The organism is Phycicoccus sp. Root101 (genome assembly GCF_001426245.1).
Lineage (GTDB): Bacteria > Actinomycetota > Actinomycetes > Actinomycetales > Dermatophilaceae > Pedococcus.
In genome coordinates, this window is record NZ_LMCM01000001.1 from 595,130 (window position 1) to 616,539 (window position 21,410).

At 70.4% G+C, this 21,410-nt stretch carries 20 protein-coding genes and 1 tRNA gene; 14 read left to right on the forward strand and 7 right to left on the reverse strand.

Annotation, left to right across the window (positions count from 1 at the left end; translation table 11 throughout):
• Positions 1–24 precede the first annotated feature (24 nt).
• Complete coding sequence (locus ASC58_RS02750) at positions 25–441, reverse strand: PleD family two-component system response regulator (RefSeq protein WP_082552858.1); 417 nt, start codon at positions 439–441, stop codon at positions 25–27.
• A gap of 57 nt (positions 442–498) precedes the next feature.
• On the opposite strand from ASC58_RS02750, the gene ASC58_RS02755 reads away from it, so the two are divergent.
• A tRNA-Arg gene (locus ASC58_RS02755) sits at positions 499–573 on the forward strand.
• 66 nt (positions 574–639) lie between these two features.
• On the opposite strand, the gene ASC58_RS02760 is transcribed toward ASC58_RS02755, so the two are convergent.
• Positions 640–1,674 (reverse strand): hemolysin family protein, encoded by a 1,035-nt coding sequence (locus tag ASC58_RS02760; RefSeq protein ID WP_056918265.1) that lies wholly within the window; start codon positions 1,672–1,674, stop codon positions 640–642.
• Complete coding sequence (locus tag ASC58_RS02765) at positions 1,671–3,107, reverse strand: hemolysin family protein (RefSeq protein ID WP_082552859.1); 1,437 nt, start codon at positions 3,105–3,107, stop codon at positions 1,671–1,673. Before ASC58_RS02765 ends, ASC58_RS02760 begins: the two co-directional genes overlap by 4 nt.
• A gap of 130 nt (positions 3,108–3,237) precedes the next feature.
• Here ASC58_RS02765 and ASC58_RS02770 point away from each other — a divergent pair, with 130 nt between their 5' ends.
• The 6 genes from ASC58_RS02770 to ASC58_RS02795 all read left to right on the forward strand — a co-directional run bounded on the left by ASC58_RS02770 (position 3,238) and on the right by ASC58_RS02795 (position 11,806).
• Positions 3,238–4,227, forward strand: a complete 990-nt coding sequence (locus tag ASC58_RS02770; RefSeq protein WP_056918266.1) for an ABC transporter ATP-binding protein — start codon at positions 3,238–3,240, stop codon at positions 4,225–4,227.
• Positions 4,224–5,030 carry an ABC transporter permease gene (locus ASC58_RS02775; protein ID WP_056918267.1) on the forward strand — a complete coding sequence of 269 codons (807 nt, stop codon included), beginning with the start codon at positions 4,224–4,226 and terminating at the stop codon, positions 5,028–5,030. Before ASC58_RS02770 ends, ASC58_RS02775 begins: the two co-directional genes overlap by 4 nt.
• Positions 5,031–5,268: 238 nt before the next feature.
• Positions 5,269–9,162 carry a multifunctional oxoglutarate decarboxylase/oxoglutarate dehydrogenase thiamine pyrophosphate-binding subunit/dihydrolipoyllysine-residue succinyltransferase subunit gene (locus tag ASC58_RS02780; protein ID WP_056917213.1) on the forward strand — a complete coding sequence of 1,298 codons (3,894 nt, stop codon included), beginning with the start codon at positions 5,269–5,271 and terminating at the stop codon, positions 9,160–9,162.
• Positions 9,163–9,309: 147 nt separating this feature from the next.
• On the forward strand, positions 9,310–10,542 hold the full coding sequence (locus ASC58_RS02785; RefSeq protein ID WP_056918268.1) for an HNH endonuclease signature motif containing protein: 1,233 nt from the start codon (positions 9,310–9,312) through the stop codon (positions 10,540–10,542).
• Positions 10,543–10,930: 388 nt separating this feature from the next.
• Positions 10,931–11,110, forward strand: coding sequence for a DUF6104 family protein (locus tag ASC58_RS02790; RefSeq protein WP_056915280.1), 180 nt, complete (start codon positions 10,931–10,933; stop codon positions 11,108–11,110).
• 45 nt (positions 11,111–11,155) lie between these two features.
• Entirely contained in the window at positions 11,156–11,806 is a 651-nt protein-coding gene (locus ASC58_RS02795; RefSeq protein ID WP_056915281.1) for a GDSL-type esterase/lipase family protein, read from the forward strand.
• 69 nt (positions 11,807–11,875) lie between these two features.
• Here the strand turns inward: ASC58_RS02795 and ASC58_RS02800 are convergent, their stop codons facing one another.
• From ASC58_RS02800 to rfbB, 3 genes are all read right to left on the reverse strand, one after another.
• The gene (locus tag ASC58_RS02800; RefSeq protein WP_056918269.1) at positions 11,876–12,847 is read right to left on the reverse strand and encodes a zinc-binding dehydrogenase; all 972 of its coding nucleotides are present in this window, start codon (positions 12,845–12,847) and stop codon (positions 11,876–11,878) included.
• A 95-nt stretch (positions 12,848–12,942) separates the two neighbouring features.
• The gene (gene rfbD, locus ASC58_RS02805; RefSeq protein WP_056915283.1) at positions 12,943–13,806 is read right to left on the reverse strand and encodes a dTDP-4-dehydrorhamnose reductase; all 864 of its coding nucleotides are present in this window, start codon (positions 13,804–13,806) and stop codon (positions 12,943–12,945) included.
• Positions 13,806–14,801, reverse strand: a complete 996-nt coding sequence (rfbB, locus tag ASC58_RS02810; protein WP_056918270.1) for a dTDP-glucose 4,6-dehydratase — start codon at positions 14,799–14,801, stop codon at positions 13,806–13,808. The genes rfbD and rfbB overlap by 1 nt, the downstream gene beginning before the upstream one ends.
• A gap of 76 nt (positions 14,802–14,877) precedes the next feature.
• Between rfbB and rfbA the strand changes: the two genes are divergently transcribed.
• Together rfbA and ASC58_RS02820 are read left to right on the forward strand one after the other, a co-directional pair.
• A complete protein-coding gene (gene rfbA / locus ASC58_RS02815) occupies positions 14,878–15,756 on the forward strand; it encodes a glucose-1-phosphate thymidylyltransferase RfbA (protein WP_056918271.1) in 879 nt (292 codons plus the stop codon).
• A complete protein-coding gene (locus ASC58_RS02820) occupies positions 15,756–16,358 on the forward strand; it encodes a dTDP-4-dehydrorhamnose 3,5-epimerase family protein (RefSeq protein WP_056915286.1) in 603 nt (200 codons plus the stop codon). The genes rfbA and ASC58_RS02820 overlap by 1 nt, the downstream gene beginning before the upstream one ends.
• Here ASC58_RS02820 and ASC58_RS02825 read toward each other — a convergent pair.
• Positions 16,337–17,539 (reverse strand): NADP-dependent malic enzyme, encoded by a 1,203-nt coding sequence (locus ASC58_RS02825; protein ID WP_056918272.1) that lies wholly within the window; start codon positions 17,537–17,539, stop codon positions 16,337–16,339. The two genes, ASC58_RS02820 and ASC58_RS02825, sit on opposite strands and share 22 nt — an antisense overlap.
• A gap of 334 nt (positions 17,540–17,873) precedes the next feature.
• On the opposite strand from ASC58_RS02825, the gene ASC58_RS02830 reads away from it, so the two are divergent.
• The 5 genes from ASC58_RS02830 to sodN are packed head-to-tail and all read left to right on the forward strand — an operon-like array spanning position 17,874 to position 21,382.
• Positions 17,874–18,794, forward strand: coding sequence for an ABC transporter substrate-binding protein (locus tag ASC58_RS02830; RefSeq protein ID WP_056918273.1), 921 nt, complete (start codon positions 17,874–17,876; stop codon positions 18,792–18,794).
• A gap of 12 nt (positions 18,795–18,806) precedes the next feature.
• Positions 18,807–19,763: an amino acid ABC transporter permease gene (locus ASC58_RS02835; protein ID WP_056918274.1), complete on the forward strand. Its 957-nt coding sequence runs from the start codon at positions 18,807–18,809 to the stop codon at positions 19,761–19,763.
• Positions 19,763–20,557, forward strand: a complete 795-nt coding sequence (locus ASC58_RS02840; RefSeq protein ID WP_056915290.1) for an amino acid ABC transporter ATP-binding protein — start codon at positions 19,763–19,765, stop codon at positions 20,555–20,557. The genes ASC58_RS02835 and ASC58_RS02840 overlap by 1 nt, the downstream gene beginning before the upstream one ends.
• Positions 20,557–20,940 (forward strand): S24/S26 family peptidase, encoded by a 384-nt coding sequence (locus ASC58_RS02845; RefSeq protein ID WP_056918275.1) that lies wholly within the window; start codon positions 20,557–20,559, stop codon positions 20,938–20,940. The genes ASC58_RS02840 and ASC58_RS02845 overlap by 1 nt, the downstream gene beginning before the upstream one ends.
• Before the next feature lie 43 nt (positions 20,941–20,983).
• A complete protein-coding gene (gene sodN, locus ASC58_RS02850; RefSeq protein ID WP_056917214.1) occupies positions 20,984–21,382 on the forward strand; it encodes a superoxide dismutase, Ni in 399 nt (132 codons plus the stop codon).
• Positions 21,383–21,410: the final 28 nt, after the last annotated feature.

Below are 21,410 nucleotides of genomic sequence, written 5' to 3' on the forward strand. Positions count from 1 at the left end.
TAGGGCTGGCCCGCAGGTGCCCGGTCACGGCGCCGGGGTGTGGCTGCGACCCTCCGCCATGAAGCCGTCCACGAGGGAGATGAGGTACTCCGGGTCGAACGGCTTGGCGACGAACGCGTCGAGCCCGGAGGCCGTCGCCTGGGTGCGGTCGTGCTGCTGCACCGACGCGGTGACCATGAGCACCGGGATGTCCCTGAACCGGGCGTCACCGCGGATCTGCGCGATGGTCCACCAGCCGTCACGCGGCACCATGTGGGCGTCGAGCGTGATCACCCCGGGGAGGGGCTGTCCCTCGTCGGCACGCTCGCCCAGCCGGGCCAGCAGCTGGGCGCCGTCGGTGACCTCCTCCACGTCGTACCCCTCGAGCTCGAGGTTGAGGCGGATGAGGCGTCGGATCGGCTCGGTGTCGTCGCACACCATGACCAGTCCCCCGCGTTCCATGAGGGCCACCCTAGGCTGCTACCCTCACCGGGCGCGCCTTTCACGGGGCGTGGTTCGGCCCCCGTAGCTCAGGGGATAGAGCACCGCCCTCCGGAGGCGGGAGCGCAGGTTCGAATCCTGCCGGGGGCACCAATCGGCCGAGTGCGACGCACTCGGCCTTTTTGGTGCCCGATCGACGGGCGGGAGGTCAGCGGGTGGTCAGCGCTGGGAGGCATCGGCGACCTCGCCGACGAGCTCCTCGATGACGTCCTCGAGGAAGACGACCCCGATGTCGACGCCGTCGGTGTCCACGACCCGGGCCAGGTGGGCACCCGTGCGCTGCATCGTCCGCAGCACCTCCTCGACCTCGTCGGCGGACTGGACGGTCGCGAGCTTGCGGACCCGCTTCACCGGGACCGCGATGGAGCGCTCGGTGTCGTCGGCGTACAGGACGTCCTTGAGGTGGAGGTACCCCGCGAGGCCGCCGTTGCGGTCGACCATCGGGTAGCGCGAGAAACCCCGCTTGGCGACCAGCCGCTCGACGTCGTCCGGGGTGGCGGTCAGCGGTAGGGTCACCAGCTGGGCGAGGGGGACGGCGACGTCGACGGCGTCCTTGTCGCTGAACTCCAGGGCCGCACCGACCAGGCCGTGCTGCCCCTCCTCGATGAGCCCCTCGTGGTGGCTCTCGGCGAGGATGTGCTCGACCTCCTCGACGGTGAACGTGGAGGCGATCTCGTCCTTGGGCTCCACCCCGAACAGCCGCACGAGCGACTTGGCGAGCCGTTCCATGACGGAGATGACCGGCCGCAGCACCCGGGTGATGAACAGCAGCGCCGGGACGAGCACGAGCGCCGAGCGCTCGGGTCCCGCGAGCGCGAGGTTCTTGGGGATCATCTCGCCGACGACGACGTGCAGGTACACGACGATGAGCAGCGCGAGCGCGAGGGCGCCGCCGTCGGCCACGCCGGTGGGGAGCCCGAGGTGCTCGACGACGGGTTCGAGGGCGTGGTGCAGGGCCGCCTCGGAGACGGCACCGAGCAGCACCGAGCAGACGGTGATGCCGAGCTGGGCGCACGCGAGCAGCGACCCCATCTGCTCGAGCGCGTCGAGGCAGGTCTGCGCCCGCCGCGACCCGGCCGCGGCGAGGGGCTCGAGGGTGGAGCGGCGCGCGGCCATCGCCGCGAACTCCGCCCCCACGAAGAAGGCGTTGAGCAGGAGCAGCAGGACCGTCACCCAGACGGCGCCGGCGCTCATCGCGGCTCCTCCGTGTGGCGCGGGCCGGGTTGGGCGGCAGGGCCTCCCGGGGTGGGCGACGGGTCCGGCGGCGCGCCAGTGCTGTCGGTACCCCCAGCAGTGGGTCCGGTCGCGCCGACGCCCTCGACCACGGCCTCGGGGTCCTCGGCACGGAAGCGCAGCCGGTCGGCCCGCATCCCGTCCATCGCGAGGACGGTGATCTCCCAGCCGGGGATCTCGACGCGGTCCCCCACGACGGGGATGCGGCCGAGCTCGGCCATGACGAACCCCCCGGTCGTCTCGTACGCCGGGCCGTCGGGCACCCCGGCGCCGAGGCGGTCACGCACCTCGTCCGGTCGCCACAGTCCGGGCACGGTCCACGAGCCATCGGTGAGCTCGCGGCCGGTCGTCCGGAAGACGTCGTGCTCGTCGGACACCTCGCCCACGATCTCCTCGACGACGTCCTCCAGGGTGACGATGCCGGCCGTGCCGCCGTACTCGTCGACGACGATGGCCAGCTGCAGCCCGTGCTCGCGGAGCATGAGCAGCAGCGGGTCGAGGCGGATGGTCTCGGGGACCAGCAGGGGCGGGACCATCAGGGCCGACACGGGGACGTCGTGCCGGCGTTCGTGGGGGACGGCGATGGCGCGCTTGACGTGGACGACACCGTCGATGTCGTCCCAGTCCTCCCCCGTCACCGGGAAGCGCGAGTGGCCGGTGCGCCGTGCGAGGCGCACGACGTCGTCGGCGGTCGCAGTGCGCTCGATCGACGTGGACCTGGCCCGGGGGCTCATCACGTCGGCCGCGGTCTGCTCACCGAACCCCAACGAGCGTGCGACCAGGCGGGCGGTGCCCTCGTCGAGCGTGCCCGCCTCGGCGGACCGCCGGACCAGGGAGGTGAGCTCCTGCGGCGTGCGGGCGCCGGACAGCTCCTCCTGCGGGGTGATGCCGAGGGCGCGCAGGAACAGGTTGGCCGAGCCGTTGAGGACGACGATCAACGGGCGCGAGACGACCGCGAACATCCGCACCGGTCGAGCGACGACCTTGGCCGTCCGCAGGGCGGCGGAGATGCCCAGGAACTGCGGCAGCAGCTCCCCGAACACCATCGAGAACAGGGTGGCGACCACCAGGGCCAGCCCGGCGGCCACCGAGTCCAGCGTCCCCCCGGAGAGGCCGGCGGCCCCCAGTGGGGTCTCGAGCAGCCGCCCGATCGAGGGGGTGGCGATGAACCCGAGGATGAGCGTCGTCAGCGTGATGCCGACCTGCGCGGCAGACAGCTGGGTGGACAGGCGGCGCAGCGAGGCCAGCACGGGCTCCGCCCCGGTGTCCCCGCCGTCGATGGCCTTCTGGACGGTCGGGCGGTCCAGCGCGACGAGGGAGAACTCGGTCGCCACGAACACGGCGGTCCCCGCAGTCAGTCCCACGCCTGCGAGGACCAGTAACCATTCGGTCATAGTGCAGGCCATCCTAGGGTCGCCTGCTCCCCCAGGCCGACTCCGACGACGCGCGCGGGATCAAACCCCGTTGACCCTCACCCCACGTGAGTTGGGAGGATGGCGCCATGTCCATGAGCCCGGGGGAACGATGACCACCCAGACCACCAGCCCACCCAGGACGCCTCGAGAGGGCGCTCGCATCGAGGTCCGCGACCTCACCAAGCGCTTCGGCAGCTTCACCGCCGTCGACCATCTGTCCTTCACCGTCGAGCCGGGTCGGATCACCGGCTTCCTCGGCCCCAATGGAGCCGGCAAGACCACGACGCTCCGGATGCTGCTCGGCCTGATCGCCCCCTCCAGCGGGACGGCCACCATCGGCGGACAGGTGTACCGCGACATCCCGTCACCGATGTCCACCGTCGGCTCCGCACTGGAGGCGACCAACTTCCACCCCGGCCGCACGGGCCGCGACCACCTGCGGGTGCTCGGCGACACCATGGGGGTCGGCAGTGCCCGCGTCGACGAGATGCTCGAGCTCGTGGGCATCCCCGCGGCGGCCCGCAAGCGCGCCGGCGGCTACTCCATGGGCATGCGGCAACGCCTCGGCCTCGCAGCGGCCATGCTCGGCGACCCGCAGGTGCTCATCCTCGACGAGCCGGCCAACGGCCTGGACCCCGAGGGCATCCGCTGGTTGCGCGGCTTCCTGCGCCACCTGTCCGGCCAGGGGAAGACCGTGCTGATCTCCAGCCACATGCTCCAGGAGGTCGAGCAGACCGTCGACGACGTCGTCATCATCACGAACGGCCAGCTGGTCAAGCAGGGCACGATGGCCGACCTGCACGGCAGTGGCGGTGCCATCGTGCGCACCAGTGACGCAGACGCCCTCGCGGGTGCGCTCCGCGTCGCCGACGTCACCAGCACGCCGGCGGACGGCGCCCTGCGCGTCGAGACGTCGGACCTGCGGCTCATCGGCGACGTGGCCCTGCGCGCGGGACTTCCCGTCTACGAGCTGCGCACTGCCACGACCGACCTCGAGGACGTCTTCTTCCAGCTCACCGAAGGCACCAACCGCAACCTCGGAAAGGCGGCCTCCCCCGAACAGGACGCCGTCACCGGACAGGAAGGGGCGAACGCATGACCGCCGCAGTCCGCGCAGAGTTCCGCAAGTTCTTCACGACCCGGTTGTGGTGGGGCATGGCCATCGCCATCCTCGTCGCCGGCGCCGGCCTCGCCGTGCTCTTCGGCTTCCTCCTCACGCAGGCACCCGATCCCACGGGCAGCAACGACGGCGCTCCCACGGGTACACCCGAGCAGATCGCGAACAGCGTCTACACCAGCGGCCTGCAGGTCGGTTACCTGCTGCTGCTGGTCATCGGGGTCATGCAGATCGGGTCCGAGTACCGGCACAAGACGATCACGAGCACCCTCCTGAGCGTGCCCAAGCGGGTGCGCGTGATGGGCGCCAAGGTCATCGCCCTGCTGGGCATCGGCGCCATCTACGGCCTGATCTCGCTCGTCGCCTCAGTGGTGGCCGGCGCCATCGTCCTGAACGCCCGGGGCTTCGAGGCGTTCCCGAGCTCGGGGGTCTTCCGCACCCTCGCGCTCAGCCTGCTCGTGCTGGGGCTCTGGGCCCTCATCGGTCTGGGCGCGGGCATCCTCATCCCCAACCAGGTCGCCGCTCTGCTCATCTCCGTGGGCGTCGCCTGGATCGTCGAGCCCATCGCCGGCGTGCTCCTCGGGCTCTGGGACTGGGGCCGCGAGCACATCGTCGAGTACCTGCCCACCGCCGCCTCGCAGGCCATCATCAACGGCGTCACCCAGGGGGGCCCGAACGCCGCACCTCGCCTCGAGTGGTGGGCGGCCGCCCTCGTGCTCGCCGCGTATGCGGCGGTGCTGGCGGGACTGGGTTCCCTGCGGACCATCCGCAGCGACATCAGCTGACACGGGCGCGTCCGCAACCCGCTCGTGGGGCCGGTTTCCGTCAGGGAGCCGGCCCCGCGGCATACCCGCAGGTCGGACGGGGTGCACGCAGTGACCCGGATCGCGTCCGAATCGGGTCAACCCGCCTGCCCCTGAGCACGCGGACGGGGATAGGCTGGGTGCACCCATTGCCCGTCATTGTCGACGCTACGAAAGAGGCGTATCCGCCGTGCCCGACCAGTCCCCGACCAGCGACCCCATGGCGGCCTTCGGGCCGAACGAGTGGCTCGTGGACGAGCTCTACGAGCAGTACCAGAACGACAAGAACTCCGTCGACAAGGCGTGGTGGTCGTTCTTCGAGGACTACACGCCGTCGGATGGTGGTGGCGGCAACGGGTCCACGCCTTCCAACGGAGCGCCCAACGGGACCGCCGCGAAGCCGGCCGCCGCCACACCGGCCCCGGCTGCTGCCACACAGGCGCCGGCTGCTGCGAAGCCGGCCGCCGCGAAGCCTGCGGAGCAGGCCCCCGCGAAGCCGGCCAGCGCCCCCGCGAGCACCGGGACGGCCTCCTCGGCCACCGACTCCGGCAAGGCCCAGGCCACGAGCACCGACCGCTCGGACGCCAAGACGGACACCGCGGTCGCCGACAAGCCCGAGGACAAGGAGGCGGCGGCCGCCAAGGAGCAGCCCAAGCCCCGCGAGCCGCAGGCGCCGAAGTCGACCGGCCCGGTCAACCAGGACGAGGTCAAGCCGCTGCGCGGCGCGAGCGCCCGCACGGTGACCAACATGGAGTCGTCGCTGACGGTCCCCACGGCGACCAGCGTCCGCGCCGTCCCCGCCAAGCTGCTCATCGACAACCGGGTCGTCATCAACAACCACCTGGCCCGCTCGCGCGGCGGCAAGGTGTCGTTCACCCACCTCATCGGCTACGCCCTGGTCAAGGCGCTGGGCCACATGCCGGAGATGAACAACGGCTACACCACCGACGAGAAGGGCAAGCCCGCTCTCGTCGTCCCCGGGCACGTCAACCTGGGCCTCGCCATCGACATGGCCAAGCCGGACGGCACCCGCCAGCTGCTCGTGCCGTCGATCAAGTCCGCCGAGTCGATGGACTTCGCCCACTTCTGGACCGCCTACGAGGACGTCGTCAAGAAGGCCCGTGGCGGCAAGCTCACCGTCGAGGACTTCCAGGGCACCACGCTGACCCTGACCAACCCCGGCACCATCGGCACCGTCCACTCGGTCCCGCGCCTGATGTCCGGGCAGGGCGCCATCATCGGCGTCGGCGCGCTGGAGTACCCCGCCGAGTGGCAGGGCGCGAGCCAGGAGACGCTCAACCGCAACGCCGTCTCCAAGATCCTCACGCTGACCAGCACGTACGACCACCGCATCATCCAGGGTGCGCAGTCCGGTGACTTCCTGCGGATCGTGCACCAGCTGCTGCTCGGCGAGAACGGCTTCTACGACGAGATCTTCGAGAGCCTGCGCCTGCCGTACGAGCCGGTCCGCTGGGTCCGCGACATCTCCGCGCACCACGACGACGACGTCAACAAGACGGCCCGGGTCCAGGAGCTCATCCACGCCTACCGCGTCCGCGGCCACCTCATGGCCGACACGGACCCGCTGGAGTACCGCCAGCGCCGCCACCCCGACCTCGACGTGACGTCGCACGGGCTCACGCTCTGGGACCTCGAGCGTGACTTCGCGACCGGCGGCTTCGGCGGGGCGCCGATGCTGCGCCTGCGCAAGATCCTCGGCATCCTGCGTGACTCCTACTGCCGCACCATCGGCACCGAGTACATGCACATCCAGGACCCCGAGCAGCGACGCTGGCTCCAGTCCAAGATCGAGGTCGGCTACGCCAAACCCGGCCCCGACGAGCAGCTGCGGATCCTGCGGCGCCTCAACGCCGCCGAGGCGTTCGAGACGTTCCTGCAGACCAAGTTCGTCGGCCAGAAGCGGTTCAGCCTCGAGGGTGGCGAGTCCGTCATCGCGCTGCTCGACCGGATCCTGTGCCGCGCCGCCGCCGACTCCATGGACGAGGTGTGCATCGGTATGCCGCACCGCGGGCGCCTCAACGTGCTCGCCAACATCGCGGGCAAGTCCTACGGCCAGATCTTCCGTGAGTTCGAGGGCAAGCAGGACCCCAAGTCCGTGCAGGGCTCCGGCGACGTGAAGTACCACCTGGGCACCGAGGGCGAGTTCGTCGCCGAGGACGGCAGCAAGACCAAGGTCTACCTCGCCGCCAACCCCTCCCACCTCGAGGCCGTCAACCCGGTCCTCGAGGGCATCACGCGGGCCAAGCAGGACCGCCTCGACCTCGCGGGCGAGGACTTCACGGTCCTGCCGCTGCTCATGCACGGTGACGCGGCGTTCGCGGGTCAGGGCGTGGTCGCCGAGACGCTGAACCTCTCCCAGCTGCGCGGCTACCGCACCGGCGGCACCATCCACGTCGTCATCAACAACCAGGTCGGCTTCACCACGTCGCCCAGCGCCTCGCGTTCGTCGACCTACTCGACCGACGTGGCCCGCATGATCCAGGCGCCGATCTTCCACGTGAACGGCGACGACCCCGAGGCCTGCGTCCGGGTCGCCGAGCTCGCGTACGAGTTCCGCCAGGAGTTCAACAAGGACGTCGTCATCGACATGGTGTGCTACCGCCGCCGTGGCCACAACGAGGGCGACGACCCGTCGATGACCCAGCCGCTGATGTACAACCTCATCGAGGCCAAGCGCTCGGTCCGCAAGCTCTACACCGAGGCCCTCATCGGCCGCGGTGACATCGGCCAGGAAGAGGCCGAGGCGGCGCTGCGCGACTACCAGCAGCAGCTCGAGCGCGTGTTCGTCGAGACCAAGGCCGCCCTCAAGGAGGCCGCCTCCCAGGAAGCGGTCGACCCGACGCTGGCCGGGACCGACGCCGAGGGCCACTCCGGCCTCGAGCCGCCGTCGGCCCAGGCCAAGGACCAGACGACCCGCTCCGCCCAGGAGACGGCCATCTCCAGCGACCTGCTGCAGCACATCGGTGATGCGTTCGTGAACCCGCCGCAGGGCTTCACGGTGCACCCGAAGCTGGCCCAGGCCATGGAGAAGCGAGCCGCCTCGACGCGCGAGGGTGGCATCGACTGGGCCACCGGCGAGCTCATGGCGTTCGGTTCCCTGCTCATGGAGGGCACGCCGGTCCGCCTCGCCGGCCAGGACAGCCGCCGTGGCACGTTCGTCCAGCGGCACGCCGTGCTGATCGACAAGCACACCGCGGAGGAGTGGACCCCACTGCTCTACCTCGGCGACGGGCAGGCCCGGTTCTGGGTCTACGACTCGCTGCTGTCGGAGTTCGCGGCCATGGGCTTCGAGTACGGCTACTCCGTCGAGCGCCCCGACGCCCTCGTCCTGTGGGAGGCGCAGTTCGGCGACTTCTTCAACGGCGCCCAGACCATCGTCGACGAGTTCATCTCCTCCTCGGAGCAGAAGTGGGGCCAGCGCTCGTCCGTCGTGCTGCTGCTCCCCCACGGCTACGAGGGCCAGGGACCGGACCACTCCTCCGCCCGCATCGAGCGCTTCCTGCAGATGTGCGCCGAGGACAACATGACGGTCGCCTACCCGTCGACCCCGGCCAGCTACTTCCACCTGCTGCGCCGTCAGGCCTACGCCCGTCCGCGTCGTCCGCTCATCGTCTTCACCCCGAAGTCGATGCTGCGCCTCAAGGCCGCGAGCAGCATGCCGGAGGACTTCACCACCGGCACGTTCCGTCCGGTCCTCCCCGACCGCCGCGAGCTCGACGCCGCAGCCGTGACCCGGGTCCTGCTGGCGAGCGGCAAGGTCGTCTACGACCTCGAGGCTGCCCGCGACAAGGCCGACGACGGCACGACGGCGATCGTCCGGGTCGAGCAGCTCGCCCCGCTGCCCGCCAAGGAGATCGCCGCCGAGCTGGCCAAGTACCCGAACGCCGACGTCGTCTGGGTCCAGGACGAGCCGCGCAACCAGGGCGCGTGGCCCTTCATGGCGCTCAACCTGCCGCAGGCCCTCGCCGACCTCGGCGAGCAGCGTGCGCTGCAGATCGTCTCGCGCAAGGCCTCGGCCTCGCCCGCGACCGGCTCGAGCAAGCGCCACGCCGAGCAGCAGAACGAGCTGATCACCTCGGCCCTGCGCCAGTGACCCGTCGCTGCCCCTGACCACCGGGGTGATGACCCGCACGCACGACGTATGCCGCGTGGCCCCGACGACCTCGGGCCGCGCGGCATACGCATGCTTGACGTGTTGACACGCCTTGACGTTCGAACACCTGTTCGAATAGGATGGCCCATGGCCATCGCTCCCCTGCACCCCTCGCCCCCGCTCGCGGTGGCCGATGGCGTGCGTCAGGTGCACAGGGTGCTCGACCGCTGCGACACCGTGCCCGCGCTGTCCGGAGCCGCGGCGGCGAGCCTGCTGGGCGAGGTCGACCGAGCGGTGACGCGACTGCAGTCGATGAAGCTGGCCCTGGTCGCGCGGGCGCACGAGGCGCAGGTGGCCGACGAGGCGGGGATGACCGGGACCGCGGCGTGGTTGGCTGCCAGGTCGCGGTCCGACGGAGCATCCGCCGCGAGGGATCTGCGGCTGGCGACCGCTCTCGACGGCGGGTTGGTGCAGACCCGCCGAGCACTGGCGGAGGGTCACGTCTCGACCGAGCACGCCCATGTCATCGCCAGAGCAGCCGAGCAGCTGCCGCCGGCGCTGGGCGACGATGAACGCGAGGCCATCGAGGGTGCTCTCGTCGCCGCGGCGAAGCGCGTCGACCCGGTCGCGTTGCGCAAGGTGGCCCGCAGGTCGCTCGAGGCCGCGCGACGCGGTGCAGCCGAGGTCGACGCCCACGAGGACGCAGTCCTGCGCAGCGAGGAGGCCGCGGCCCTCGCCGCCACCAAGCTGACGCTGCACGACAATCGTGACGGCACCATGACCGGGCACTTCACCGTTCCCACCCTCGCCGGCCAGATCCTGAAGAAGGTCGTCCAGCAGATCGCCTCACCCCGGCGGTTCGCCCAGCGTGCGGCACTCGAGGCCCGGGCCGATGCCGCGGGCCGCAGACGACGAGCCGACTCATCAGCCTCTGAGGTGGCGGAGGCGATCTGGGAGCGGTTCCGGACCGAGGACCTCGACTGGTCGCAGAAGTACGGTCGTGCGTTCGTCGAGCTGGTCGAGCACCTGCCCACCGACCAGCTGGCCGGCAAGGTCAACGCCACGGTCCTCGTCACGATCGACCACCAGCAGCTCCGGGCCGGGCTCGGCTCCGCCCACCTCGACACCGGGTCCGACGTGTCAGCGTCCCAGGCCCGCCGGCTGGCCTGCGGCGCCGGGCTGGTCCCCGCAGTCCTGGGTGGCCCGTCCCAGGTGCTCGACCTGGGACGGAGCCAACGCTTCTTCACCGAAGCACAGCGAGTGGCACTGGCCCTGACCTACGACACCTGCGCTGCCGACGACTGCGACCGGCCGTACGCCTGGACCGAGCACCACCACGAGGACCCCTGGGCGTCGGGTGGAGCGACCGACCTCGACTAGGCAGTCCCCCTCTGCGCCTTCCATCATCAGCGCATTCACGACCCCAACTACCACCATCGCCTCACCCGGGAGGGCCGGCGCAAGCGCGTCGCCTTCGTGCGGCGGCCCTAGGTCCGCGGAGAGTGCGCGACGAGGTTCGCCAGGGCGTGCGTGACCGGAGCATGCCCATCGGGGCCGCATCCCTGACCGGAGCGTGCGCGTAGGCGGGCTGCATTCCTGACCGGAGCGTGCGCGTGGGCGGGCTGCATTCCTGACCGGAGCGTGCCCGTGGGCGGGCGCGTTCGTGCCGTGCGGAGCACGGGCACGGTCCGGGTCCGACCGCGCCCTGCAGCCACCACGTCCGCGTGGCCTCGTCAGCGGCAGGCGTGCACCCCGTTAACCTTGCAGCGTGTACTTCACGGATCGCGGAATCGAGGAGCTCGCCACCCGGCGGGGAGAGGAAGAGGTCTCGTTCGAGTGGCTCGCGGAGCAGCTGCGGACGTTCGTCGACCTCAACCCCGAGTTCGAGACCCCCGTCGAGCGGCTGGCCACCTGGCTGGCCCGGCTCGACGACGATGACGACGAGTGACGTCGGTGGCCGCTGGTCACCGAAGACGATGATGAGGACTGACGCGTGAGCGACCCCACCTTCACCCCGAGCGCTGAGTTCCAGGTGGCCGACGACGGGCCCCGTGACGTCGGTCTGGTCTTCCTCGGCGCCTCCCTCGTCGCGGGAGTCGGCGACCCCAAGGGCCAGGGCTGGGTCTCGCGCGTCGTGGGCCGCACCCACCACCCGGACCTGTCCCTCACCGCCTACAACCTCGGGGTTCGCGGTGACACCACGGCCGACCTGCTCGCCCGGTGGCAGGCCGAGTGCGCCCCGCGGTGGGCGGGGCGTCAGGAGAAGCGGCTCGTCGTCTCGGTGGGCGGCAACGACGCGGCCTCGGGGGTGACGCTGGCGCGGCACCGGCTCAACCTCGCCAACATCCTCGACGATGCCGCGAGCAGTGGGATCGGGACCTTCGTGGTCGGTCCGCCGCCCTCGGACGACGATGACCTCAACACCAAGCTCGACGTGCTCGTCGAGGCGCAGGCCGACGTCTGCTCCCGTCGTGGTGTGCAGTTCGTCGACTGCTTCAGCCCCCTGCTCGGTCACGAGCAGTGGCGCACGGACCTGGCCGCCAGCCGGGTGCCGCACCACCCCGGACAAGCCGGCTACGGGCTGATCGCCTGGCTGGTGCTGCACAACGGCTGGTACGACTGGCTGCAGATCTCCCCCAGCTGACCGCCGCGACGACGAAGGCTCCCCGCGCAGTGCGCAGGGAGCCTTCCGTGTCCGCAGACCGCGCGGCGGTCAGCTCACGGTGAAGACGACCTTGCCGAAGACGTCACCGCCCGCCATGGTGGCGAACCCGTCGCGCGCCTGCTCCAGCGGCATCACCGAGTCGACGACGGGTTCGATCCCCTTGTGGGTCACGAACGCCGCGAGCCGCTCGAGCTCCGACCGCGTCCCCATCGTCGAACCGAGGACCCGGAGCTGCTTGAAGAAGATCTTGGTGAGCTCCGCCTTGGCCGGGGCGTCGCCGGAGGTGGCACCGCTGATGACGATGGCGCCACCGGGGTTCAGGGAGTTGACCGAGTGCGACCAGGTGGCGGCACCGACGGTCTCCATGACGGCGTCGACGCGCTCGGGCAGCCGCTCCCCGCTGGCGAACGCCCGGTCGGCCCCGATGTCGACGGCCCGCTTGCCCTTGGCCTCGTCGCGGGTGGTCACCCACATCCGGTAGCCCGCGGCCTCGCCGAGCTGGACGAGCGCGGTCGCCACACCGCCGCCCGCTCCTTGGACGAGGACGGTGGCGCCCGGGGCGAGCCCGGCCTGGGTGAAGAGCATCCGGTAGGCCGTGAGCCAGGCCGTCGACAGGCAGGCCGCGTGCTCCCACGACAGGCCCTCGGGCTTGGGCACGAGGTTGCCGGTGGGCACCGCGACCTGTTGCGCCAGGGTGCCGTCGTGCAGCTCGGAGAGCAGCGTGCGGCGCGGGTCGAGCGTCTCGTCGCCGCGCCAGCCGTCGCTCGGGACGACCGCGTGGACGATCACCTCGTTGCCGTCGGGGTCCACTCCGGCGCCGTCGCAGCCGAGGATCATCGGCAGCCGGTCGGCCGGCAGACCCACCCCGCGCAGCGACCAGACGTCGTGGTGGTTGAGACCGGCCGTCCTGAGGCTGACGGTCGTCCAGCCCTCGCGGGCCTGCGGTTCGGGACGTTCCCCGACCTCGAGGCCGGACAGCGGGTCGTCGGCGGACTGGCGGGCAGCGTAGACAGCGAGCATGCCTCGACCCTAACGGCGGCACGGCGCCATCGCCCGGGAGTGTGGCCCTCGTCGCGAAGGTGACCGACGCGGGTCGGAAAAGTGTCCGGAGAGCGTCAGACCTGCTCGACGACGTCCGGCAGGGCCTGCGCCAGGCTCTCGCGCCAGTCCGGCAGCGGCGCGAGGCGCGCCATCCGCCACGCGTCGTGTCCCAGGACGCTGTACGCGGGCCGCGGTGCAGGCAGGGGGAACGCATCGCTCGTCGTGGGCTGCACCCGCTCCGGGTCGAGCCCGAGCAGCCGGAAGATCTCGCGGGTGAAGCCGTACTTGGTCGTCTCCCCCTGGCTGGTCGCGTGCCAGATCCCGAACGGCGCCTCGTCCTCGACGAGGCCGAGGATCGCCCGGGCGACGTCCATCGTCCACGTCGGCTGGCCGCGCTGGTCGTCGACGACCGAGAGGGTGTCGTGGGACCCGGCGAGCCGGGCCATGGTCTTGACGAAGTTGGGTCCGCCGCCGCCGTACAGCCACGCGGTCCGGACGATCCAGGCCCGCGGGCAGTGCGCCTGCACGGCCCACTCACCGGCGGCCTTGGTCCGCCCGTACGCCGACAGCGGCGCGAGGGCTGCGTCCTCGGCATACGGCTCGTCTGCGTCGCCGGCGAACACGTAGTCGGTCGAGACGTGCACGAGGCGGGCACCGGTCTCCCGGCACGCGGAGGCCACGTTGGAGGCCCCGATCGCGTTGACCGCGAACGCCTCGGCCTCGTGCGACTCGGCGTCGTCGACGGCGGTGTATGCCGCGCAGTTCACGACCACGTCGTGGCCGCGGACCGCGTCGCGGACGGCATCGGGGTCGGTGACGTCGAGGTCCTTGCGCTCCAGTGCCGTCACGTCGTCGTCGGGCACCCCGGCGAGCGCCAGCACGACCTGCACGTCGAGGCCGAGCATCCCCCCGGAACCGGTGACCAGCCAGCGGGTCATCAGCGGCCGAGCCGCTCGTAGCGTGCCTCGGCGACCACCTTCGCCGTCCGCCACCAGTCCTGGTTCTCCTGGTACCACGCGATCGTGTCGGCGAGCCCGGAGCGCACGTCGGGGTGCGCGGGGACCCAGTCGGTCTCGGTGCGCAGCTTCGTCGCGTCGATGGCGTACCGCAGGTCGTGTCCGGGGCGGTCGGGCACGTGGTCGAACCAGTCGGCCGGCTTGCCCATGAGCTCGAGGATCAGTCCGATGATGTCGCGGTTGTTCATCTCACCGTCGGCCCCGATGAGGTAGGTCTCGCCGAGACGGCCCTGCTCGATGATCGTGATCACGGCGTCGTTGTGGTCGTCGACGTGGATCCAGTCGCGGACGTTGAGCCCGTCGCCGTAGAGCTTGGGCCTGACGCCGTCGATGATCCCCGTGATCTGGCGCGGGATGAGCTTCTCCGGGTGCTGCCTGGGACCGTAGTTGTTGGAGCAGTTGGACAGGGTCGCCCGCAGCCCGAACGACCGGATCCAGGCGCGCACCAGCAGGTCGGCACTCGCCTTCGACGCCGAGTACGGGCTGGACGGGTTGAGCGGCGTCGACTCCGTGAACCTGGCCGGGTCGTCCAGCGCGAGGTCGCCGTAGACCTCGTCCGTCGACACGTGGTGCAGCCGCTTGTCGTGGCGGCGGACCGCCTGGATCAGCTGGTAGGTGCCGATGATGTTGGTGTCGATGAACGGCCACGGGTCGTCGAGCGAGTTGTCGTTGTGCGAGTCGGCCGCGAAGTGCACGACCAGGTCGTGGGCCGCGACGAGCTCGTCCACGAGGTCCGCGTCGGTGACCGAGCCCTTGACGACGTCGACGTCCCCGATCACGGGGTCGAGGGAGGTGAGGTTCGCGGCATACGTCATCGAGTCCAGGACCGTGAGCCTCCAGTCGGGGCGCACCTGACGAGCCCGGATGACGAAGTTGGACCCGATGAACCCTGCAGCGCCGGTGACGAGGACCTTCATGGGCCGAGGTTATCGGAGCAGGCCGGGGTACCCGCTCGCCCTCCGGCACATCGCCGCGGTCAGTAGGGTCTGTCCCATGAAGGGGATCATCCTGGCCGGCGGCTCCGGCACGCGCCTGCACCCGATCACGCTCGGGATCAGCAAGCAGCTCATGCCGATCTACGACAAGCCGATGATCTACTACCCGCTCTCCACGCTGATGATGGCCGGGATCCGCGAGGTCCTCATCATCACCACCCCCGACGACCAGTCGCAGTTCGTCCGCCTGCTCGGCGACGGCTCGCAGTGGGGCATCGAGCTCACGTATGCCGCGCAGCCCAGCCCCGACGGGCTGGCCCAGGCGTTCATCATCGGCGCGGACTTCATCGGTGACGACTCCGTGGCCCTCGTCCTCGGCGACAACATCTTCTACGGCACCGGCCTCGGCACGGCCCTGCGCTCCAACACCACCGTCAGCGGCGGGCACATCTTCGCCTACCACGTGACCGAGCCGTCGGCCTACGGCGTCGTGGAGTTCGCCGAGGACGGCACGGTGCTCTCGATCGAGGAGAAGCCCGAGCGCCCGAAGTCGTCGTACGCCGTGCCCGGTCTCTACTTCTACGACAACGACGTGGTCCAGATCGCACGCGACCTCGAGCCCAGCCCCCGTGGCGAGCTCGAGATCACGGGAGTCAACGACGCCTACCTGCGTCGCGGCGACCTCAGCGTCACCGTGCTGCCGCGCGGCACGGCCTGGTTCGACACCGGCACCTTCGAGGGACTGATGGACTCGGCCCAGTTCGTCCACGTGGTCGAGCAGCGGCAGGGCCAGAAGATCGGCTGCGTCGAGGAGATCGCCTGGCGCAACGGCTGGATCGACGACGAGACCTTCGAGGCGCTGGCGACCGCCCTGACCAAGAGCGGCTACGGCGTGCACCTCGCCGGGCTGCTCGCCGAGAAGCGGGGGGCACTCTGATGGAGGTCCGCCCCCTGTCGATCGCCGACGCCTACGAGATCACCCCGCGGCAGTTCCCCGACGACCGGGGCGTGTTCCTCGAGTCGTTCCGCGGCGACCTGCTCGCCGAGCACCTCGGACACCGCCCCCAGGTGGTCCAGACGAACGTCTCCGTGTCCTCGCGCGGCACCGTCCGCGGCATCCACTTCGCGGATGTCCCCCCGTCGCAGGCGAAGTACATCACCGCCCTGTCCGGCTCCCTCGTCGACTTCGTCGTCGACATCCGGGTGGGTTCACCGACGTTCGGCCAGTGGGAGGCGGTCCTGCTCGACACCAGGGACCGCCGCGCCGTCTACCTCCCCGAGGGCATGGGCCACGCCTTCGCGGCCCTCGAGGACGACACGACGGCGATGTACCTCGTCACCGCCCCCTACAACCCCGGTCGCGAGCACGGCATCCACCCGCTGGACCCGCAGGTCGGCCTCGAGCTCCCCGAGGGGATGCAGGCCCCGCTGCTGTCGGCAAAGGACGCTGCTGCGCCCACGCTCGCCGAGGCCGCGGAGCAGGGCCTGCTCCCCTCGTATGCCGCGTGCCGGGAGTTCTACGCCTCCCTCGCCGGGTAGGTCCCCCCGGCCGACCGGGCGCAGGCCACCACCGCGGCGGCCACCGCGTCGGCGACCCCGGGCGCGAAGACGCTCGGCACGATCTCGTCGGCGGTCGGCTCCGGGACCAGGTCGGCGATGGCGCGCGCTGCGGCGAGCTTCATCGCCTCGGTGACCTGGGGCGCCCCGGAGTCGAGGGCACCGCGGAAGATCCCGGGGAACGCCAGCACGTTGTTGATCTGGTTGGGGAAGTCCGAGCGACCGGTGGCGACCACCGCGGCATACCGGGAGGCGACGTCCGGGTGGACCTCCGGGTCGGGGTTGGCCAGCGCGAAGATGATCCCGTCCCGGGCCATGCGGGCGAGCTCATGCTCGGGCACGACGCCACCCGACACCCCCACGAAGACGTCGGCACCGACGAGGGCGTCGCCCAGCGAACCGGTCAGGCCACGGGGGTTCGTGGTCGCCGCGAGGCGGCGCTTGTGGTCGGCGAGGTCGGTGCGCCCGGGGGCGACGATGCCGCGGGAGTCGCAGACGACGATGTCAGCCACGCCCGCCCGCGCGAGCAGCCGCGTCACGGCCACCCCCGCCGCACCGGCACCGGACACGACCACGCGCAGCGAGTCGAGCCTCCGGCCCACCACCGTGGCGGCGTTGATGAGCCCGGCGAGCACCACGATCGCGGTGCCGTGCTGGTCGTCGTGGAACACCGGGATGTCCAGCCGCTCCTGGAGGCGGCGCTCGATCTCGAAGCACCGGGGGGCCGAGATGTCCTCGAGGTTGATGCCCCCGTACGTCGGGGCGATCCGGGCGATGGCGTCGACCAGCTCGTCCACCGTGCCCGTCTCCATGCACACGGGTACCGCGTCGACCGCGCCGAAGTGCTTGAACAGGACGGCCTTGCCCTCCATCACGGGCATGGCCGCGAGGGGTCCGATGTCGCCCAGGCCCAGCACCGCGGTGCCGTCGGTGACCACCGCCACGGTGTTGCTGCGGGCGGTGTACCGGGCGGCGAGCGAGGGGTCGAGGGCGATGGCGCGCGAGACGTCCGCGACGCCCGGCGTGTAGAGGAGCGCGAGGTCGGCCCGGTCGCGCAGGGGCTGCGTGGCGTGTACCCCGAGCTTGCCGCCCTCGTGCGCCCGGAAGACCGGGTCGGTCGGGTCGAAGAGCGGGTACGCGGACGTCACTGCATTCGCAGTCATGGAGAAGTCACCTCAGGGAACTAAGGAGGGAGAAGATGCGTGGGGCACAGCCGACGCAGCCGGACGATCAGTCGGGCCGGGGTGTGGCCAATCAAACGCATGGAGACGGGGGTTACCCGCCGGTTCATGGTGGCACAGGCGTCGACGGCCGTACACCCCTGTCACGGGACTGTGACCCGGGTCGCGTTCGCGCTCGGACTGTCTCGCTTTCGAGACGGTTTCGGAATCCGAGATCTACCGCAACCCCGGTCCCATGCTGGCAGGATGCGCAACAACCCCGGTGGAGCGACCCACGTCACTCCCCACGCAGCATCCGAGGAAGGAACCCCTTCGCATGACGCACCGCCTCCGCCCCACCGCCGTCCTGTTCGCCGGGCTGGCCGTCGCCAGCCTGGCCCTGACCGCGTGCGGCTCCGACTCCCTCGACGGCTCGTCGTCGAGCTCGTCGAGCACGTCGAGCACGAGCTCCTCGAGCAGTGCGTCGGTCGACCCGGCCCTCGCCGCCAAGGTCCCCCAGAAGATCAAGGACGCGGGCAAGATCGTCGTCGGCTCCGACGCCTCCTACGCCCCCAACGAGTTCCTCGCCGACGACGGCAAGACCGTGCAGGGCATGGACGTCGACCTGTTCAGCGCCGTGGCCGCCAAGTTCGGCCTCAAGGCCGAGTTCCAGAACGCCGGCTTCGACACGATCATCCTGGGTGTGACCTCCGGCAAGTACGACGTCGGCGTCTCCTCCTTCACCATCAACGACGAGCGCAAGAAGAGCGTCAACATGGTGAGCTACTTCAACGCCGGCACCCAGTGGGCGGTCAAGAAGGGCAACCCGAAGAAGGTCGACATCGACAACGCCTGCGGCCTGAACATCGGCGTGCAGAAGGGCACCGTCCAGATCGACGACCTCACCGCCCGCTCGAAGAAGTGCACCGACGCCGGCAAGCCGGCCATCAAGCAGATCATCGATGCCGACCAGAGCAAGGTCACCGCGAGCGTCATCTCGGGCAAGTCGGACGCCATGCTCGCCGACTCCCCCGTGGGCCTGTATGCCGTGAAGCAGACCGGCGGCCAGCTCGAGGCCCTCGGTGACATCTACGACGCCGCCCCCTACGGGTTCGTCGTGCCGAAGGACGAGACCGACTTCGCCCAGGCCATCGCCGACGCACTCAAGGCGATGGGCACCGACGGCAGCTACAAGGCCGCCCTCGACAAGTGGGGCAACGACACCGGCGCCATCACCGACTTCGCCGTCAACCCCTGATCCGGGTCACTGATGTCTGAAGCCACCCAGGACCGGCCGGGCGCGATCCACGCCCGGCCGGTCCGCCACCCGTGGCGGTGGGTCGCCGTGGCGGTCATCGCGGTGTTCGTCGCCATGCTCGTCAGCTCGTTCGTCACGAACGAGAAGTGGAACTTCCCCTACGCCCTGAAGATCATGAACTTCAACCCGGTCCTCGAGGGCCTGGTGAAGGGCACCATCGTCGGCACGATCGGCGCCATGGTCCTCGGCGTCTTCCTCGGTGTGGTCATCGGCATCATGCGACTATCCACGAACCCGGTGCTGCGTGGCGTCTCGTTCGTCTACACCTGGTTCTTCCGGGCCATCCCCCGCATCGTGCTGCTCGGCATGCTCGGCACCGGACTCGGCTTCCTCTACCCGGCGCTCGACATCGGACCCCTGCCCTTCAGCCAGCAGTTCGCCCACTGGCTGGGGCTCAGCAACGACCTGACCTTCTTCAGCCTCGACGTCAACCAGTTCAGCTCCACGATCATGATGGGCATCATCGGCCTGGGCCTGTCCGAGGCCGCGTACATGGCCGAGATCGCCCGCGCCGGCATCCAGTCGGTCGACAAGGGCCAGACGGAGGCTGCCCAGGCGCTCGGCATGCCGGCCGGCAAGACCATGCGCCGCATCGTGCTGCCCCAGGCCATGCGCGTCATCGTCCCGCCGACGGGCAACGAGACCATCGCCATGGTCAAGGACACCTCGCTGTTCATCGCCATCCCGATCAACACCGAGCTCTACTACCAGGCGACGGCCGTCGGCACCCGGACCCTGCAGATCATGCCCTCGTACGTGGCGACCACCGCGTGGTACCTGATCCTGTGCAGCGTCCTCATGGTCGGGCAGTACTTCCTCGAGAAGCGCTTCGGTCGCGGCTTCGGCGCGAGCGGCCCGACACAGAAGACCCGGATGCTGTCCTTCAAGGGCGGGGCGGGAGGCGCCTGATGAGCACCCACGCGAAGGACACCCTCCTCGTCCACGCCCTCAACGTCACCAAGGCGTTCCACGGCAACGAGGTGCTCAAGGGCATCGACATGGACGTCAGCAAGGGCGAGGTCGTCTGCCTGCTAGGTCCCTCAGGCTCGGGCAAGACGACCTTCCTGCGCTGCATCAACCAGCTCGAGACGATCGACGGCGGCCGCATCTGGGTCGACGGCGACCTCATCGGGTTCGAGGACCGCGGCGGCACGTTGCACCACCTCACCGACAAGGCCGTGGCCGCCCAGCGCCGCGACATCGGGATGGTGTTCCAGCGGTTCAACCTCTTCCCGCACATGACCGCGCTCGAGAACGTCATGGAAGCGCCCGTCCAGGTCAAGGGTGAGAAGAAGAAGGACGTCCGCGAGCGCGCGCTGGCCCTGCTCAAGCAGGTCGGCCTCGAGGACAAGCCGGGCGCCTACCCCGCCCAGCTCTCGGGTGGGCAGCAGCAACGGGTCGCCATCGCCCGGGCGCTCGCGATGCGCCCCAAGCTCATGCTCTTCGACGAGCCGACCTCCGCGCTCGACCCCGAGCTGGTGGGCGAGGTGCTCAAGGTCATGCGCGACCTCGCCAAGGACGGCATGACGATGATCGTCGTGACCCACGAGATGGGCTTCGCCCGTGAGGTCGCCGACCGGGTCGTCTTCATGGACGGGGGGGTCGTCGTCGAGCAGGGACCGCCGTCCGAGGTCATCTCGAACCCCCAGCACGAGCGCACCAGGTCCTTCCTGCGACGGATGCGCCAGGAGGAAGAGCACTGATGCCGCTCGGCCTCGGCGTCGTCGTGGTGCGGGGTCGGTCGATGGAGCCGACCCTGCACACCGGCGACCGCATGGTCGTCCTCAAGGGCGCACCACCGCGCCTGGGACGGCTCGCCATCGTGCGGCTCCCCCCGGACGACGAGGGCGTGCCGCGTCCCCTCGCGATCAAGCGGGTGACGATGCGCGATCCCGCGGACCGCACGCGGTACTGGGTGGAGTCCGACAACCAGGGCCTGTTAGGTGTGGCCGACTCGTGGACCCACGGCATCGGTTCGTTGGCCCGCGACCAGATCAGGGCGCTGGTGCTGTTCCGGATCCCGCAGCGGGTCCGGGTGCCGGGAAGCCGCAGGGGGGGCCGTGCGACCACCGGGGACGCGGGGTAGGTTGAAGGAGCTCGTGATCATCCGTCTCGCAGAAGGGATCCGCATGCTCTCCCGCATCTTCCGTACCACCGAGGTCAGCGCCCACTGCGACCTCCCCTGTGGCGTGTACGACCCCGCCCAGGCCCGCATCGAGGCCGAGTCGATCAAGGCGATCATCGCCAAGGTCGCCGACAACGACGACCCCGACTTCCGCACCCGTGCGATCGTCATCAAGGAGCAGCGCTCCGAGCTCGTCAAGCACCACCTCTGGGTGCTGTGGACCGACTACTTCAAGCCGCCGCACTTCGAGAAGTACCCCCAGCTGCACACCCTCTTCAACGAGGCGACCAAGCTGGCGGGTGCCTCTGGCACCAAGGGCGAGCTCGACGCCGGCAAGGCCGACGAGCTGCTCGCCAAGATCGACGAGATCGACGCGATCTTCAAGGAGACCAAGAAGGCCTGAGCCCTCTGGTCCCCTGTGACGCCCGTCC

Bases quoted from the DNA above. Each gene is read 5' to 3' on its own strand.
- ASC58_RS02750 (WP_082552858.1), bottom strand. From the start codon at position 441: ATGGAACGCGGGGGACTGGTCATGGTGTGCGACGACACCGAGCCGATC.
- ASC58_RS02760 (WP_056918265.1), bottom strand. From the start codon at position 1,674: ATGAGCGCCGGCGCCGTCTGGGTGACGGTCCTGCTGCTCCTGCTCAAC.
- ASC58_RS02765 (WP_082552859.1), bottom strand. From the start codon at position 3,107: ATGACCGAATGGTTACTGGTCCTCGCAGGCGTGGGACTGACTGCGGGG.
- ASC58_RS02770 (WP_056918266.1), top strand. From the start codon at position 3,238: ATGACCACCCAGACCACCAGCCCACCCAGGACGCCTCGAGAGGGCGCT.
- ASC58_RS02775 (WP_056918267.1), top strand. From the start codon at position 4,224: ATGACCGCCGCAGTCCGCGCAGAGTTCCGCAAGTTCTTCACGACCCGG.
- ASC58_RS02780 (WP_056917213.1), top strand. From the start codon at position 5,269: ATGGCGGCCTTCGGGCCGAACGAGTGGCTCGTGGACGAGCTCTACGAG.
- ASC58_RS02785 (WP_056918268.1), top strand. From the start codon at position 9,310: ATGGCCATCGCTCCCCTGCACCCCTCGCCCCCGCTCGCGGTGGCCGAT.
- ASC58_RS02800 (WP_056918269.1), bottom strand. From the start codon at position 12,847: ATGCTCGCTGTCTACGCTGCCCGCCAGTCCGCCGACGACCCGCTGTCC.
- rfbD (WP_056915283.1), bottom strand. From the start codon at position 13,806: ATGACCCGCTGGCTGGTCACCGGTTCCGGGGGGATGCTCGGCCTCGAC.
- rfbB (WP_056918270.1), bottom strand. From the start codon at position 14,801: ATGAAGGTCCTCGTCACCGGCGCTGCAGGGTTCATCGGGTCCAACTTC.
- rfbA (WP_056918271.1), top strand. From the start codon at position 14,878: ATGAAGGGGATCATCCTGGCCGGCGGCTCCGGCACGCGCCTGCACCCG.
- ASC58_RS02820 (WP_056915286.1), top strand. From the start codon at position 15,756: ATGGAGGTCCGCCCCCTGTCGATCGCCGACGCCTACGAGATCACCCCG.
- ASC58_RS02825 (WP_056918272.1), bottom strand. From the start codon at position 17,539: ATGACTGCGAATGCAGTGACGTCCGCGTACCCGCTCTTCGACCCGACC.
- ASC58_RS02830 (WP_056918273.1), top strand. From the start codon at position 17,874: ATGACGCACCGCCTCCGCCCCACCGCCGTCCTGTTCGCCGGGCTGGCC.
- ASC58_RS02835 (WP_056918274.1), top strand. From the start codon at position 18,807: ATGTCTGAAGCCACCCAGGACCGGCCGGGCGCGATCCACGCCCGGCCG.
- ASC58_RS02840 (WP_056915290.1), top strand. From the start codon at position 19,763: ATGAGCACCCACGCGAAGGACACCCTCCTCGTCCACGCCCTCAACGTC.
- ASC58_RS02845 (WP_056918275.1), top strand. From the start codon at position 20,557: ATGCCGCTCGGCCTCGGCGTCGTCGTGGTGCGGGGTCGGTCGATGGAG.
- sodN (WP_056917214.1), top strand. From the start codon at position 20,984: ATGCTCTCCCGCATCTTCCGTACCACCGAGGTCAGCGCCCACTGCGAC.